Source organism: Flavobacterium sp. (assembly GCF_044377315.1).
Taxonomy (GTDB): Bacteria; Bacteroidota; Bacteroidia; order Flavobacteriales; family Flavobacteriaceae; genus Flavobacterium.
The window spans coordinates 12,495-29,666 of the sequence record NZ_JBILJG010000010.1 but is presented as its reverse complement, the minus strand read 5'-3'; the positions used below and the strand labels follow the sequence as shown (position 1 = coordinate 29,666).

Annotated in this window: 13 protein-coding genes; 8 read left to right on the top strand and 5 right to left on the bottom strand. The window is 31.2% G+C overall.

The window, feature by feature from the left end; translation table 11 throughout:
* Nucleotides 1-5: 5 nt before the first annotated feature.
* The gene (locus tag ACIQ66_RS04645; protein WP_396211640.1) at nt 6-1,541 is read right to left on the bottom strand and encodes a YifB family Mg chelatase-like AAA ATPase; all 1,536 of its coding nucleotides are present in this window, start codon (nt 1,539-1,541) and stop codon (nt 6-8) included.
* Between the two features lie 342 nt (nt 1,542-1,883).
* Between ACIQ66_RS04645 and ACIQ66_RS04640 the strand changes: the two genes are divergently transcribed.
* Both ACIQ66_RS04640 and ACIQ66_RS04635 read left to right on the top strand, forming a co-directional pair.
* Nucleotides 1,884-4,670 (top strand): carboxypeptidase-like regulatory domain-containing protein, encoded by a 2,787-nt coding sequence (locus tag ACIQ66_RS04640; protein WP_396211639.1) that lies wholly within the window; start codon nt 1,884-1,886, stop codon nt 4,668-4,670.
* A gap of 145 nt (nt 4,671-4,815) precedes the next feature.
* A complete protein-coding gene (locus ACIQ66_RS04635; protein ID WP_396211638.1) occupies nt 4,816-5,982 on the top strand; it encodes a hypothetical protein in 1,167 nt (388 codons plus the stop codon).
* Between the two features lie 73 nt (nt 5,983-6,055).
* Here the strand turns inward: ACIQ66_RS04635 and ACIQ66_RS04630 are convergent, their stop codons facing one another.
* The 4 genes from ACIQ66_RS04630 to ACIQ66_RS04615 all read right to left on the bottom strand — a co-directional run bounded on the left by ACIQ66_RS04630 (nt 6,056) and on the right by ACIQ66_RS04615 (nt 9,858).
* Nucleotides 6,056-6,403: a toxin-antitoxin system YwqK family antitoxin gene (locus tag ACIQ66_RS04630; protein ID WP_396211637.1), complete on the bottom strand. Its 348-nt coding sequence runs from the start codon at nt 6,401-6,403 to the stop codon at nt 6,056-6,058.
* 144 nt (nt 6,404-6,547) lie between these two features.
* Nucleotides 6,548-7,771, bottom strand: a complete 1,224-nt coding sequence (locus tag ACIQ66_RS04625; protein WP_396211636.1) for a porin — start codon at nt 7,769-7,771, stop codon at nt 6,548-6,550.
* An 89-nt stretch (nt 7,772-7,860) separates the two neighbouring features.
* Complete coding sequence (locus tag ACIQ66_RS04620; protein ID WP_396211635.1) at nt 7,861-9,189, bottom strand: anion permease; 1,329 nt, start codon at nt 9,187-9,189, stop codon at nt 7,861-7,863.
* Between the two features lie 24 nt (nt 9,190-9,213).
* Entirely contained in the window at nt 9,214-9,858 is a 645-nt protein-coding gene (locus ACIQ66_RS04615) for a DUF47 domain-containing protein (RefSeq protein ID WP_396211679.1), read from the bottom strand.
* Nucleotides 9,859-10,008: 150 nt separating this feature from the next.
* Here ACIQ66_RS04615 and ACIQ66_RS04610 point away from each other — a divergent pair, with 150 nt between their 5' ends.
* The 6 genes from ACIQ66_RS04610 (at nt 10,009) to ACIQ66_RS04585 (ending at nt 17,151) form a co-directional block, all read left to right on the top strand.
* A complete protein-coding gene (locus ACIQ66_RS04610; RefSeq protein WP_396211634.1) occupies nt 10,009-11,637 on the top strand; it encodes an acyl-CoA carboxylase subunit beta in 1,629 nt (542 codons plus the stop codon).
* Nucleotides 11,638-11,760: 123 nt separating this feature from the next.
* Nucleotides 11,761-13,383, top strand: a complete 1,623-nt coding sequence (locus tag ACIQ66_RS04605; protein ID WP_396211633.1) for a M1 family metallopeptidase — start codon at nt 11,761-11,763, stop codon at nt 13,381-13,383.
* A gap of 475 nt (nt 13,384-13,858) precedes the next feature.
* Nucleotides 13,859-14,968, top strand: a complete 1,110-nt coding sequence (locus ACIQ66_RS04600) for a DUF262 domain-containing protein (protein ID WP_396211632.1) — start codon at nt 13,859-13,861, stop codon at nt 14,966-14,968.
* Entirely contained in the window at nt 14,958-15,602 is a 645-nt protein-coding gene (locus ACIQ66_RS04595) for an MAE_28990/MAE_18760 family HEPN-like nuclease (RefSeq protein ID WP_396211631.1), read from the top strand. The genes ACIQ66_RS04600 and ACIQ66_RS04595 overlap by 11 nt, the downstream gene beginning before the upstream one ends.
* Nucleotides 15,603-15,905: 303 nt before the next feature.
* Nucleotides 15,906-16,448 carry a hypothetical protein gene (locus tag ACIQ66_RS04590; protein WP_396211630.1) on the top strand — a complete coding sequence of 181 codons (543 nt, stop codon included), beginning with the start codon at nt 15,906-15,908 and terminating at the stop codon, nt 16,446-16,448.
* 145 nt (nt 16,449-16,593) lie between these two features.
* Nucleotides 16,594-17,151, top strand: coding sequence for a hypothetical protein (locus tag ACIQ66_RS04585; RefSeq protein ID WP_396211629.1), 558 nt, complete (start codon nt 16,594-16,596; stop codon nt 17,149-17,151).
* Nucleotides 17,152-17,172 lie beyond the last annotated feature (21 nt).

Here is a 17,172-nt window from a genome sequence, read left to right as displayed (position 1 = left end):
TTTTTTTATCCCAACCAACCATCTCTATCCAAACTTCTATACTGAATAGCTTCTGCGATATGATTAGGAACTACATTTTCTGATGCTTCCAAATCAGCTATTGTTCTAGCAACTTTTAAAATTCTGTCGTAAGCTCTTGCAGACAAGTTTAATCTTTCCATAGCTGTTTTTAATAATTGCAAAGAATCATCATCTAACGCACAATATTCTCTTATTTGCTTTGAACTCATTTGGGCGTTGTAATGTATATTATCAAATGCAGCAAAACGATTCGTTTGAATTTCTCTTGCGCCAATAACACGTTTACGAATTTCAACACTACTTTCGGCTTTTCTAGTTTCGGTCAGTTTTTCAAATGGAACTGGTGTTACTTCAATATGTATATCAATTCTGTCTAATAATGGACCAGAAATTTTACCCATATACCTTTGCATTTCTGCTGGAGAAGATGTTAAAGGAGCATCAGGATCATTAAAAAAACCACTCGGACTCGGATTCATACTTGCCACTAACATAAAAGATGAAGGATATGTTATAGTAAATTTTGCTCTAGCAATAGTAACTTCTCTATCTTCAAGCGGTTGTCGCATTACTTCTAAAACCTCTCTTTTAAATTCGGGTAATTCATCAAGAAATAAAACACCATTATGCGAAAGCGATATCTCACCAGGTTGCGGGTAACTTCCTCCGCCAACTAAAGAAACACTTGATGCGGTATGATGCGGTGATCGAAAAGGTCGTTGGCTCATCAAACCAGCATCTTTAATTTTTCCAGCAACCGAATGAATTTTGGTGGTTTCTAGAGCCTCTTTCAAAGTCATTGGAGGCAAAATACTAGGTAAACGCTTTGCCAACATTGTTTTACCGGAACCCGGCGGCCCTATCAAAATAATATTATGACCACCAGCAGCAGCAATTTCCATACAGCGTTTGATGCTCTCCTGCCCTTTTACATCCGAAAAATCAAATTCGGGGAAGTCTAGTGTTTTATTAAATTCTTCTCTAGTATCAATAATTGTTGGTTCAATGGTTTCTTTTCCTTCAAAAAAATTGATAACTTCAGTTACATTTTCAATTCCGTAAACTTCCAATCCGTCAACAATAGCGGCTTCTTTTACATTTTGTTTTGGCAGAAAAAAGCCTTTAAACCCTTCTTCTCTAGCTTTTATTGCAATCGACAAAGCACCTTTTATTGGTTGCAAACCTCCATCTAATGACAATTCACCCATAATGACATACTTGGCAACATCATCAGCTCTAATTTGACCAGAAGCAACAAGAATTCCAATTGCTAATGTCAAATCATAAGCAGAACCTTCTTTCCTCAAATCGGCAGGTGCCATATTGATGGTAATTTTTTTTCCAGGAAGTTGATAGTTATTGTTCTTGAGTGCTGCAGCAATGCGATAACTGCTTTCTTTAATGGCATTATCGGGTAAACCTACAAGATGGTACCCAACACCTTTATCAATATTTACTTCTACAGTGATTGTCGTGGCTTCAACGCCAAAGACGGCGCTACCGAATACTTTTACTAACATGGCATATACTTTTTTAAATGGCTTATAATGATGCAAATATAAAAAGTTTTTTGAAAACTCAATTTTAAGTTGACTAAAAAGTTTACTTTTTTAAAATATTTCAAAAGAAAATCCATTTTTTAGTGCTATATTTGCAACGAGGATTCCGAAAGGAAGTTACACCTCACCACAATAGCCAATCGCTCCAGATTGGCTTTTGTATTTTATATACCCAATCAAACATTGATTTAATTTAACATCTTAACTTTTAGGTAATATTAACTAAACCAAATCATAAACTTTAAGTAACTTCAATTTTACATTTCAAGCCGTTCTTTGCAAAAAAAATTAACGAGCTAAACGATGAAATTTAACTTACTTATTACTACACTACTTTTTGTAACATTCTCATTTTCTCAATCAAAAGGAACACTATCGGGTGTAATCACCGATAAAGAAGCTGGCAACACAGCTTTACCTTTTGCAAATGTGATTGTTAAAGGAACTTCAATTGCAGTTACCACAAATGAAACTGGAAATTATTCAATTTCTTTAAATCCTGGAAATTATATTGTTCAATTTAGTTTTATTGGTTATGAAAACGTTGAAAAATCAGTAACCGTTAAAGTTGGTGAAACTTCAACACTAAATTGTAGTCTTGGTTCTGGAAATTATACATTGAAAGATGTAGTTGTAAAATCTGCTGGAAAAAACAGAGAAAAAGAGTCGGCACTATTGCTAGAGCAGATGAAAGCTGTTGAAATGAAACAAAGTATTGGTGCACAAGAAATGGATCGCAAAGGAATTAGTAATGTTGAAGAAGGATTAACCAAAGTAACAGGTATAACTAAAGTTGAGTCTAGAGGATTATTCGTAAGAGGCTTAGAAAATAGATACAACAACTTACTTATAAATGATTTACAAGTACCATCAAATAGTCCATTTAAAAAGATAATACCATTAGATTTATTCCCTACAGATATTGTTGGTGTGTTAAGTGTTTACAAAACATTTAATGCAAACATGCCTGGAGACTTTGCAGGTGCAACTATTAATGTTGAAACTTCTGAACCTCAAACATCTCAAACAAAATTAAGTGTAGGATTTGGTTATGTTACCAATAACAATACTACAGATTTTTTACTATCTGAAACTGCTACTAATGACCAAGGTTTTTTTGGTATTCAAAAAAAGTATAGAGAACTACCTAAAGAGTATGGAAACATTGGTAATGTAAGACTTAACTCTACTGAATACTTAAATTCATATAAAAATAATTCATGGAATGTTGATAAGGTTGGAGCTCCTATAAACAATTCAATTAGTTTTAGTCACTCAAATAAGTTTAAATTTGAAAATAGTCGTTCATTTACATATTTAGTATCATTAAATTGGGACAATAGATACCAACTTAGAGAAGGTGTCGAAAGGACTTTTATTGAAGGTGGAAATGAATATAACAATAATCTAAAAACAACATCAAATAATTATATTACCAGTACATCTGCTTTGGTAGGATTAAAATATAAATCAAATAGATTTCAATTAGCAACTAATTCGATGTTTATAAGAACAACTGAAAATTTAATTGAAGATCAATTAGGTTTTTTACAAAATCAAAAAGATACTCCCAATAGATTTATTCGTTTAAACCAGTTTGAACAAACCGATTACTTTAACAATCAATTGACAACAAGTTACAAATTGACATCTGATAACAAACAAAGTATAAGAGGTGGAATAGGATATGTAAAAACTTTATATGAATTACCAGACAGAAAATTTTTAGTTGGTTTAAAAAACAATGACGGTACATTTTCAAATACTTATGGAGGTAGCACACTAAACCGTCAACATTTTACACTAAAAGGAAACTATTTTATGAGTGGTTTGCTAGAGTATAATTATAATTTTGGTAAAGAAATAGATGGTAAAACCAATAAATTATCTGTAGGGTTTAACTCTTTCAGAAATAATTTAAGTGCTACCTATAGATTATTCTCTACTATCCCTATAAATACTGGTTTACAAACAAACACCAACATAAACACTATTAATGGAGAAATTATAGATGATATTACAAATGGATTAATTTTTGAAAGAGAAGAATCTGACGTTTCCTATAAACAAAAGTTTGACCAATTTGTAAATGCTGGTTATGTAAATATATTAATCAATGCTACTAAAAAATTAGAAATTAATGGAGGTATAAGATTAGAATCTTCTAGCAGAATTATTAAATATCGTGAGTTAGGTAATAACAAAACAATTGAATTTAACGATCCATATCTTAAAAATGATTCTAAAAAAAATTATTTCTTACCAACTGTTAACAGTAAATACAAATTAAACGAGAAATCAAATATAAGATTTGCAGCTTCTCAAACTATCACAAGACCAGTTTTAATGGAATTATTACCCATAAAATTTGTTAATGCTGACGGTGATGTAGAACTTGGTAATTTAAACTTAGTAGATACCCAAAACTTAAATGCTGATTTGAAGTATGAATTTTTATCAGACAAAAAAGATATTTTTGTAGTCGGAGTTTACGCAAAAAATATTAAAGACCCTATAGAGCGCGTTTTTATTCCAAGTGCATCCCTTTTAACAACCTACAAAAATTCTAAATCAGCAAACTTATACGGAGCTGAGTTTGAAACAATTTTCCAATTATCTAATCTTTCCTATGCTTTAAAAGACTTATCAGTGGGTTTTAATGCGTCACTAATGAAAACCAAAGTAGAAATTAGTGAAGAAAATGAATTAGAAAATAATTCTTCAAGAGAATTGCAAGGAGCTTCAAATTGGGTTCTAAATGCCGATGCTAAATATGATTTTACTCTTGGAAAAGATATTAAAAACACAGTTTCTCTAGTGTATGGTGTAAAAAGCAAAAGCATTTTTTCTGTGGGAAGCGCCGGTGTTGATCATATTTATGAATTACCATTCCAAAAATTAGATTTTGTATATTCTAGTAAATTAACTAAAAATATAAATGTTAAGTTTTCCGCAGACAACATATTAAATCCTGTTCAAAAATTTGAATTAGGTTCAAACAATAAAACACCAATTATAGAACAATCGCTAATAGTGAGAGATTTTAAAAGGGGTGTAGGGTTTAGCCTAAATGTAAGTTATGTATTCTAACAAAAATCCTGTTTCGGCAGGATTTTTTATTTACAAAAAATTTACATTGTGTGATAATATTAAAAATTTAATAATAATTGATTAATCAGTAAGTAATATGCTAAAAATATATTTGCATAATTATAAATCTAAAAAACAAACACACATGAAAAAATTATTTTTAAGCTTGACAGCATTAAGTTTATTGTTTACAGGTTGTTCAGAAGACAACGATGAAACGCCAACAGTTAAAGTTCCAGTTGTGGGCGAAATTACGGGTGATTTAACTACAAACAGAACCCTGGCATTTGGAAATTATACATTAAAAGGTATCGTTAGAATAAAAAATGGTGCTACTTTAACAATAGATGCAGGTTCAAAATTTACAGCTACTTTGTCTGATGGTACTGATGCTTTAGTTGTTGAAAACGGTGGAAAACTAGTAATAAACGGAACTGCAGCAGAACCTGTAATATTTACTGAAACTTCCCAAATACCAGGTTCATGGGGAGGAATTATAATGTATGGAGACGCACCTATTGTAGCTGTTGGTGGTGCAACAAATGCATATTCTGAAGATGGCTTAAACTTACCTTATGGAGGTGCTAATGCAGAACACAATGGTGGATCATTAAAATATGTGCGTGTAGAATACGCTGGTAAAAAAATTAATGATGGTAATTCTGAAATGAATGGCTTTTCATTTTACTCAGTTGGTTCAGGTACAGTATTGGAAAATTTAGTTACTTACAAAGGAGCTGATGATGGTTTTGAGTTTTATGGTGGTACTGTAAGTTTGATAAATGCTATTTCTTATGGAAACTTTGACGATTCTTATGACTGGCAAGATGGATGGAGAGGTCAATTAAGCTCAAATTGGTATGCTTATCAAACTGGAACTGGAAACTTTGGTATGGAAATAGAATGTAAAAACAATAACAATTCATTTTGGCCAAAAGTTTCAAACATTACATTAAAAAGAGCTGCTGGAACATTGACAGAAAATAATGCTGCTGAATATGATGCAATCCAGTTTAAAAATCAAGGTAATGGCGAATACTCTAACATTTTAATTGATGGTTATACTACAAATGCAAGTGCTGTAGCTGTTAGAATTCAAGATGCTAATACTAATAATAACCAAGTTAACGCAAGCAAAATTAAACTTACTAATGTAAAAATAAACGGAACTACTCCTCTATTTGGCGGTACATCAACGGTTACTTCTGTTATTTTTCCTGATGGTTTTTATACAACTTCAAATACTGCAACTGGTGCTTCATTAACAACTGGTGCATGGTCAACAGTTAGCGGAACTAACTTGATACAATAATTTAATATTTTTTTTAACAAAAAAGTTCGTCTATCACTAGACGAACTTTTCCTTTTTATAACAAACGTTTGAATTAATTTTTAACAGCTATTGGTTTAGTGTTAAGATCTTTTATAACTGCTATTTGATTTTTAGAATAATCAACTTCTTTTACTGCAACTGCATTATCAAAAAATTGCCATTTTCCTGTTTTATCTCCATCACTATACTCAGCAATTGCTTGTATAGCACCATTCTCAGTATATGAAGTCCATTTTCCTTCTAGTTTTCCGTCTTTAAAGTAACCTACTTGTTGTACGTTTCCATTATCGTAATAATAAGTTGCTTTAACCAATTGTCCTACTGCTTCTAATTGTGGTTCTCCTTGTGCAAAAATTACTCCTGAAACCATCATTAACGTAATTAAAATCATCTTTTTCATAAGTACTTTGGGTTTTTAATTAATATTTCGATAACAAATATATAACTTATTTTACAATAAAAAAACTTTTACTTAACAATTTCGTAACATTAGAAAAATAAAAAAAATGACAAAATGCCACTTTCTAAATTTTAATGCAAAATTCTAAATTCCAATTTCAAGTTGAACACGGAAATACCAGTTGTTTTTAGTTGTTCCATCAAAATAATAAAGTTTGTCAAAAGTAAGTTCGCTTTGAAGTTTAAATGCGTGTTCCCAAATATATTTTGTTAAACCTAATGAATATTGTTTAGTTCTTGGAGCTCTAATTTCAATATCATTTCCAACATTTTGAAGCGAATACCTACCTATAAACTCATAGTTCTTCTTTGTATTGTAACTTACTTGGTAATCAAAACCATTTCCAACAAAAACATAGTTTGATTTAGTATTATCTAAAGGATTTATAGTTACAGCATTATCATTAGTAGTTCTTGACATATAACTTGTCATTGCAGCCCAACCTTTATATTTAAACATTGCATCAAGCAAAACAGATTTCATTGTTCTAGCTTCAAATAAGTCGTTTCCTAGTTGACCTTGTGTTCTTAAACCATTATTATTTTGCTGAAAAGCACCAGAAATCATAAACTTTGGCTTTTTCTCTCTAACAATATCTCCTTCAAAATAGGTTCCATCTCGAGAAAATGCTCCAAACGGAAAGAGTTCCGCTTTACCAGTAATAGCAACACCATCATCTGGTTTATCTGTTACATTTCTGCCCTCTCCAGTAGAAACAGCTGCTTTAAAATTGTATGAAAAGGAATCTTCAAACTCGTTCATATTATGGACTTGAAAACCAAAATCTCTGTCAATTGTAAATCTAGTGTTATTTATGGTTCTATCTGTCAATTGTAATCCGCCAGAAGAATTCACACGCTGTCTATTTCCTGGTAATTTAGTTTGACCAAAACTAATATTCCAATGATTATTTGGACGATAAAAAACAACTGCATCACGAATAATATTGATATTTTCACCTTCTTTTATTTCTCCAACATCACCAGGAGCAAAAGATAATTGTATTGCATAAAGCAATTTTGGAGAACCAACATACCCGTCAAATCTAAGTCTCAATCGACGTATTTGTCCATCATATAAAGGTTTTTCATCTTCGTTATCAATGTATGTAACTCTATTTTGCAAACGAAAACGAATATTAAATTGAAATAAACTATCTGGTGATGTAATACCAACTCCTTTTCCAAAACTGTAATATGGTATTGCAGATAACTTCAAATCATTATCGTTTTTTGATTGTTTAATGGTTACTTGCGAGTTGGAAATAGTTATAAAAAGCAAACAAAATATTAAATAGTAAAGCTTCATTGTTTTTTTGATTTTCGTGTCTTGCAAATATAAAAAAACTCCTAAAGAACTAAGAACTTTAGGAGTATATATTAAATAAAGTATTTACATTAAAACAAAAGCATAAAGTAATATACTAAGGCAGCAAGTAAAGCTGAAACTGGAATAGTCAAAATCCAAGCCCAAAGAAGTTTAACTGTTACACCCCAACGTACAGCCGAAACTCTCTTAGTAACTCCTACTCCAATGATAGAACCCGTTATAGTGTGCGTTGTTGATACCGGAATCTTGAAATGCTCTGTTATAAACAAAGTTAATGCTCCTGCAGATTCAGCCACAACACCTTCAAATGCGGTAACTTTGGTTATTTTTGACCCCATTGTTTTCACAATTTTCCATCCGCCACTTAGCGTTCCCAATGCAATAACTGTATAACAAGTTAAAGGAATCCATTCTGGCATGATTCCATCTATTTTAACTCCGTTGGCTTCTGATGGTAATTGAACATTCAAATCTAATATAAATCCAGATAAATCAAAATTTGGATTGTCTTTAATAAAAACGGCTACAGCTGCCGCAATAATTCCCATTACTTTTTGAGAATCATTTCCTCCATGTCCTAAACTAAAAGCCGCAGAAGATAGAAGTTGCATTTTCTTCAAAACTTTTTCAGCTGTTGCTGTCGAAAAGCTACTAAATAAAAGATTGAAAATTGCCAAAGCATAAAATATAAAGGCTACCAAAAACCATTTTATATTGTGAGGCTCAGTTATAACACTCCAAAAATGATTTTCAAACCTAGGCTTTTTAATATCTTCATATGAAATCATTACAGAAAACAAAAACCAAGCTACTAGCAGCATTAAAATTACTGTTAGAATCTTAGGATATATATTTTTTTTAGAAGAATACATTAACCAAAGTGAAATGAAATAGGAAATTATCATTCCAAGTAATGGTGCAAAAACTATAAATAATACTACAATTAACACTCCAGACGGCAACAATTCACCAGCTTTAGCAACTTTGTACCAATTTACAATTTTAAAACCAGCATGATCTAAATCTGTAACACCTACAAATCCGTGAGCTACAGCAGCTCCAGCAAAACCACCAATCAATGTATGTGATGAGGATGATGGAATTCCTTTCCACCAAGTAAATAAATTCCAAATAATTGCAGCAATAACACCTGCCAAAATAACGTTCAAGTTAATACTACTCGTATGAGCAGTTTTAGCAACGGTGTCTGCAATACCAAAACCGAAGACCCAATACGCTAAAAAGTTAAAAAAAGCAGCCCACATTACCGCTTGAAAAGGCGTTAATACTTTTGTAGCAACAATAGTGGCAATTGAATTTGCAGCATCATGAAAACCATTGATGTAATCAAAGATTAAAGCAAGAACAATTATTATAATAAGTAAAGTAAAATCCATAAATATTTTTTAAAAAAGCACTATTTATGAATGTTTAACAGAAATTTGTTCCATAACATTAGAAACACTTTTACATTTATCTGAAGCCATCTCTAATGCAGAAAGAACTTCTTTATATTTGATTATATTTTTGGCATCTGTCTCATTTTCAAAAATATCAGCAACGGCTTTATCAAATACAACATCTGCTTTACTTTCTAATTTATTGATTTTTTTACACGTTTCCTTAATCATCTTAGCATTGTTAATGTTTTTTAACTGACAAATTCCTTCATTAATAAGTTCACATGCTTCCAAATTAATTTCTGTCAATTTTCTAATAGATTTTGTAATTTTATCAACCTGATATAAACGGATTCTACTAGCAGCACCATGCATATTATCAGCCACATTGTCAATAGACTTAATTAATGCGTGAATATCTTCTCTGTCAAATGGAGTGATAAAATTTCTACTTAACTCTAAGTGAGTTTTATGTGTAATCTCTTCAATTATTGCTTCTAATTCTTCAATTTTCTTAAAATATTCTTCACGTTGTTCCTTTGGTGCATTAACACCTTCATGTAATGTTCTGGCAAGAATTACTAAATTTGCAGAAGCCTGTTGAAATAATGGAAAGAACTTTTTATCCTTAGGAACTAAAAACTGAAAAATACTATTTAATGTCATTACTGTTTGATTTAATGACGCAAAAGTATTCATTTAATGTTAAGTGAATATTAATTTATATAAAAAGTTACTAAAAACCGTTAAATTTAGTTTTATAAAAAAATTTAAAACGTTTTCGTACATTAGCCACAACAAAATAAGCAACTATTTATGGACATAAACTTCAACAAAAACGAAGATCATAACAAACTTTTACTATCCGATTTAAAGCAAAAATTTGCCAAAGTTAAACTTGGTGGTGGCGAAAAACGAATAGAAAAACTACATGCCGAAGGCAAAATGACAGCTAGAGAACGTATTGATTATCTACTAGATGCCAAATCAAAATCTATCGAAATTGGTGCTTTTGTGGGTGACGGAATGTATGCCGAACATGGCGGTTGCCCTTCTGGTGGCGTGGTGGTAAAAATGGGTTATATTTCAGGAAAACAATGTATTGTAGTTGCCAATGACGCCACTGTAAAAGCAGGCGCATGGTTTCCAATTACAGGAAAAAAGAATCTTCGTGCACAAGAAATTGCCATGGAAAACCGTCTGCCAATAATTTATTTGGTAGATTCTGCAGGTGTTTATTTGCCAATGCAAGACGAAATTTTTCCAGATAAAGAACATTTTGGTAGAATTTTCAGAAACAATGCCATAATGAGTAGCATGGGAATTACCCAAATTGCAGCCGTTATGGGAAGTTGTGTAGCTGGTGGCGCTTATCTTCCAATTATGAGTGACGAAGCCATGATTGTGGATAAAACAGGAAGTATTTTCCTTGCGGGAAGTTATTTAGTAAAAGCGGCAATTGGCGAAAATATTGATAATGAAACACTTGGTGGAGCAACAACGCATTGCGAAATTTCAGGTGTAACTGATTATAAAGCCAAAGATGATAAAGATGCTCTAGACAGAATAAAAAGTATTGTTGGCAAAATTGGTGATTACGATAAAGCAGGTTTCAACAGAGATAAAGCCGAAAAACCTACCGAAATAGAAAACGATATTTTTGGAATTTTACCAAAATCTCGCGCCGATCAATATGATATGTACGACATTATAAAACGATTAGTTGACAAATCAGAATGGGACGAATACAAACCCGATTACGGAAAAACAATCATAACAGCGTATGCCAGAATCGACGGTTGGGCAGTCGGAATAATTGCCAATCAACGAAAAGTGGTGAAAAACGCTAAAGGCGAAATGCAATTTGGTGGTGCCATCTATTCTGATTCGGCAGATAAAGCTACTCGTTTTATTGCCAATTGTAACCAAAAGAAAATTCCGTTGGTTTTCTTGCAAGATGTTACAGGTTTTATGGTTGGTAGCAAATCGGAACACGGCGGAATCATTAAAGATGGTGCCAAAATGGTAAATGCGGTTTCCAATTCGGTTGTACCAAAATTCACAGTAATTATAGGAAACTCTTATGGTGCTGGAAATTACGCCATGTGTGGAAAAGCCTACGATCCAAGATTAATTATAGCTTGGCCAAGTGCCGAACTAGCTGTTATGGGCGGAACACAAGCCGCAAAAGTATTAGCACAAATTGAAGCTTCTTCGCTAAAAGCAAAAGGCGAAACGGTTAACGAAAAAGTAGAACAAGAATTATTTGATAAAATAAAAGCAAGATACGATGCACAAGTTTCTCCCTATTATGCAGCCTCTCGTTTGTGGACAGATGCTATTATAGATCCATTAGAAACCAGAACATGGATTTCTATGGGAATTGAAGCAGCGAACCACTCACCTATTGAGAAGAAATTTAACTTGGGAGTTATTCAGGTTTGATATTTTTTAACCACAAAAGTCACAAAAAAATTAATACTTAACTTTTGTGACTTTTGTGTTAATTTTATTTATCAAGTAACAAATCACAAAAACGAACTACCATCAATTCTAAATCAAATTATCATGAAAAAAATATTTATTGTTAGTTTAATTTTATTAGGTTTTCAATCGCTTTTTGCTCAAGAAACGTTTACACGAAAAGATTCGCTTCGTGGTAGCTTACAATACGGAAAAGGAAATTATAACGTATTGCGTTATGACCTAAACATCAAAGTGAATGTTGAAGAAAAATCAATTTCTGGTTATAATGACATTACTTTTAAAGCAACTGTCAACAAAACAAAGGATATACAAATTGATTTGTTTGAAAATATGGTGATTGATAGCATCATCCATAATAACGAAAAAATTCCGTTTACACGTGAATTCAATGCTGTCTTTTTAACTTTTCCGCAATTTTTAGTGCAGAAATTTGAAAAGAAAATCAGGGTTTATTACTCAGGTAAACCAACCATTGCAAAACGTGCTCCATGGGACGGCGGTTTTGTTTTTTCTAAAGATAAACAAGGAAAACCTTGGATTGGTGTTGCTTGCCAAGGCGATGGCGCCAGTTTATGGTTTCCATGTAAAGATTCTCAAACTGATGAACCCGATAATGGTGTTTCGATAAAAGTTACCGTTCCAAATGGTTTGATGAATGTTTCCAATGGAAGATTGCTTGGCAGTGAAGACCTTAAAAACGGTTATACTCGCTGGGATTGGGAAGTAAAAAATCCAATAAACAATTACAATATTACGGTAAATATTGCTGATTATGCGCATATTCATGATACGCACAATGGGTTAGATTTGGATTATTATGTTCTAAAAGAAAATGAAGAAAAAGCCAAAACTCATTTTGAAGAAGTCAAACCAATGTTAGATTGTTTTGAGAGTAAATTTGGAAAATATCCTTTTGCCGAAGATGGTTACAAACTAGTCGAAACTCCATATTTAGGCATGGAACATCAAAGTGCCGTTGCTTACGGAAATGGCTATAAAAAAGGTTATCAAGGAACTGATTTATCTGATACTGGAATTGGTTTGCTTTTCGACTTTATTATTGTTCACGAAAGTGGTCACGAATGGTTTGGTAACAGTATTACTAGCAAAGACGTTGCCGATATGTGGATTCACGAAGGTTTTACTTGCTACTCTGAATCGGTTTTTGTTGAATGCCAATATGGTTACGAAAAAGCACAAACTTATATCAACGGATTGAAACGAAATGTACTAAATGACAAACCTATAATGGGACAATTTGATGTTGCCAACGAAGGTTCGGGCGATATGTACTATAAAGGTGCGTTGATGCTAAATACCATAAGACATATACTAAACGACGATGCCAAATGGTGGAAATTACTGTTAAGTTATTCAGAAAAATTTCGTCATAAAATTATAGACAACCGAATGGTATTGGCTTATTTTGAACGTGAAACAGGATTAAATTTGAAACCCGTTTTCAATCAATATTTAAAATATAAAAACATTCCAGTTCTTGAATTAAAAATCACTAACAAACTATTAGAATACCGCTGGAAAACAGACGAACCTAATTTTGCAATGCCAATTGACATCAAAATAAAAGGAAAAGAAACACGCTTACAACCAACCAACGAATGGCAAAAATCAACTTTCAAAGTAAAGAAAATGAAAGAAGTTGAAGTCTTGACTAATGAGTTTTTTGTGGATATTGAGAGGTAGAAGATATTTTTTATGGCACAAATTAATATGTTGTACGTCATTTTGACCAACGAAACTTAAAAACAAAAACCTAAAAAAATAACAAATATAGACAACATTGTAACTGGGACAACAGGTGCCATTTAAATAGCCGTATAAATAAATTTTTAAAAATACCCTGGTATCAAAACTTGGGCGACCTTCGGTTTTTAATACTCTGGGTGTAAATCCTATTTTTTCTAAATCGATACTGTTGACAAAAGCATCTATAAATCGAACAGGATTATCATGACTAATGGTGTCTTCTAGACTACTTACTTGTAGTTGGTTGCGAGCTATTCCTTGTATAGGTTGCATGGTTAAAGATAAAAAAACTATAACTTTCTTACAACTATTTTACTATATTTGGTGCAAAGATTGCGATGTTTTTTCACAGTCTGACGTTATGCGATAGTTTACAAGAACCGAAGTAAATAAAAAATTTAAAAAAAATAATATGACACTTTTAGAACAAGTTCAAGAGAAATCAAAGGAAATTCACACAGATGGTTATCCAATGTCAATAGGCGAATTAGCAAGTATTTATAAAGATGGCGAGCTAGATATTCATCCTGATTTTCAAAGGATTTTTAGATGGAACGATGTTCAAAAGTCAAAATTAATTGAATCAATATTGTTGGGAATTCCTATTCCTTCAATTTTTGTTTCTCAAAGAGAAAATGGTATTTGGGATGTAGTCGACGGTTTACAACGTCTTTCTACAATATTTGAGTTTATGGAAATTTTAAAAGATGAAAATGGAAATAATTTGCCAGGTAGCACGCTTGTTTCAACTCCGCATTTAGACAAACTTGCAGGATTTAAATGGAATAATCCAAATAAACAATTTGAAATTGATAGTAGTTTAAAGCTTGAGATTAAAAGAGTGAAAATTGATGTGAAAATTGTCAAAAAACAAAGTGACAAAAATGTAAAATTTGAACTATTTCAAAGAATCAATACATTAGGTTCAAGATTGTCTGATCAAGAAGTTAGGAATTGTTTATTAATAATGATTAATAAAGAATTCTATCATTGGTTAAAGTCTATTTCTAATAATGAAAATTTCTTAAATACAATATCATTAGCTGACAGACTAATAGAAGAACAATATCATATTGAATTAGCTTTAAGATATTTTATCTATAAAAATATTGAATTGAGTGAAATAAAAGGTGTTACAGATTTATCAGAATTCATTACTGACAAAATGATTAAATATGCTGAAGATACAACATTTGATAAAGATAAAGAAAAGGCAATTTTTGAAGGAACATTTGCTATTCTAAACAAAATTTTAGGTGAAGATGTTTTTAAAAGATATGTAAAAGCAAATGATAAATTTCAAGGCAAATTTTTATTATCTCTATTTGAAACAATTTCAATTGGAGTTGGTAAAAATATAGAAAAAGGTAGTTTGCTGGATGAAACTGAAATACTAAATAGTATAAAAAAAATATGGGAATCAACAGATTTTTTAACAAAATATGGTAGCGGTGTAAACGTTACTTCAAGACTACCTGTACTAATTCCTTTAGGAGAAAAAATGTTTTCAAATGAGGCTTAATACAAAAGAGGATTTTTTTGATGCCATAAATGAGGACATAGCTTGGCGTAAAAAAGAATTGACTTACATTAAATCAAACATAAAGGATGGAACACCGAATTATAAAACAAATTTAAGAATTGGTGTCCTTTTACTTTATGCACATTATGAAGGTTTCATAAAAAGTGCATGCGAAAACTATCTTAAACATATAAAACTTAAAAGATTAAATTATGTTGAGCTTACAGAAAACATATTAGCAACAAGTTTAAAATATGAATTAAAGAATTTTGAGGAATCAAACAAGGCAACTATTCATTGCCAAATTGTTGATTTCATTCAGAATAAACTAAATCAAAGAGCAAATATTCCAACAGATAATGTAATAAAAACAGGTTCTAATTTAAGCTCACATATTTTGAGAGAAATATTAACAACAGTTGGTATAGATTATACTAATTATGAATTAAAAAGTAACCTGATTGATCAAATATTATTAAAAAATAGAAATTCTATTGCACATGGGGAATATGTACCTTTAGATGAAGTTGAATACTCTGAATTAAACAGAGAAATTCTATTTATTATGGATGATATAAAAGATAGATTAACAAATATTGTAGTACTTGAACAATACAAAAAAACCATCGCATAACAGCCGTTTCTCGCAATTGCGAATTATGTAATAAATACACGTTTACATTTCGCATTGAACTTTTATCTTAAATAGAAAATATGCAGTCCGAAGCCTTGCACCTCGCAAAGCCGCGAAACGTTATTTTTTGCAAATACCTTGTGTAGGCGGCAGAATAAAAACACAAAAATTCTATTTTTCTTACATTTATTTTTTTTATTTGTTTATGAGATTGTTAAGTATTTCAATGTCTTACGTTAACTTTCATTGTAAATAAAATTGAAAATATATATTATAGTATAAGTAACATAAATTTTAATCAAAATGAAGAAAATCGTAATTTTAGGAATTTTAATGAGCGTTATTGCTTGTAATCAAAAGAATAATTCAGAAAACACAAATAATGAAAAAGAAAAGATACTAAATAGCTCTTTACAAAAAATGTACTATGGTGATAGCCACGATAAGTACCCATTGAATGATACCCTAATTTTTTCTAAAGAAATAGTAGCATTAAATAGACAATGTGATTCTGTATCAAAAGTTGATGCACAACGAATAGCAAACAGCAAGCATCAAACAGATAAACCCTTTTTGAGAGAGGGAAGTAGAGTATCCTCTTTATATGAAGGTGTAACTGATTTTAAAATCAATGAAATAAAAACTGTAAATGAAAAAATTGAAGTAACTGTAAATTTGTCAAATAAACATTATCCAACTCAAAAAACATGGAATGAGAAAATTATATTTATTGACCAAAATGGTTTGAAAATTGACAACATTTATTTTGATAAGGATATTATAAACTATCAAATTGATCCAAACCTAAAGAAATCTTTAACAAACTTCATTAAACAAATTGATTAATGACCAAATAAAAAATTAAAAAATAACTATCTTCCAATTGAAGTTTGCAAAAATGATAGCTTTTGGGCTTACTCTAAAATTGGTTTTGTACTTACAAAGTCAGTGGACGAATTCAATAACTTACTAAAACAAACAATAGAATTAAATGAAAAAAATCATATTTATTTTAACATTTGGAGTTTTTTCAACTTTAAATTATTCTCAAGAAAAAAATGACATAACAACTGAAAAAGTTTTGCGTGTAAATTTTTTAAATCCAGCAATTGAATTGGAAATTCCAACAGGACACTATTCTACTTTTTCTTCAGCTCTAGGAGTTGGTTATGGTGGAGGATATCCTGATTTGACTTATGGCGAAAACGGATTTATTTATATAATTAGTCCATTTGCGGATTTTCAACAAAAATGGTTTTACAACCTAAATAAAAGAAACGAAAAAAAACGAAATACAGCAAACAACTCGGGAAATTTTGTGTCCTTACGATTTGTAACACGCGGAAATTCAATAGCCGAAAATGTAAATCGGACATCAGATTTGGATTTTGCATTTGGACCAACTTGGGGAATCCAAAGAAAATACGGGAAAAATTTTCACTTACTATTTGACCTCGGACCTCAATACTACTTTGACACAAATGGAAATGGAAACATTTTACCAATTATGGTACAGCTTAACTTAGGATTTGATTTAAAAAGAAAATAAAAAACCTTTCATAACCGCCTC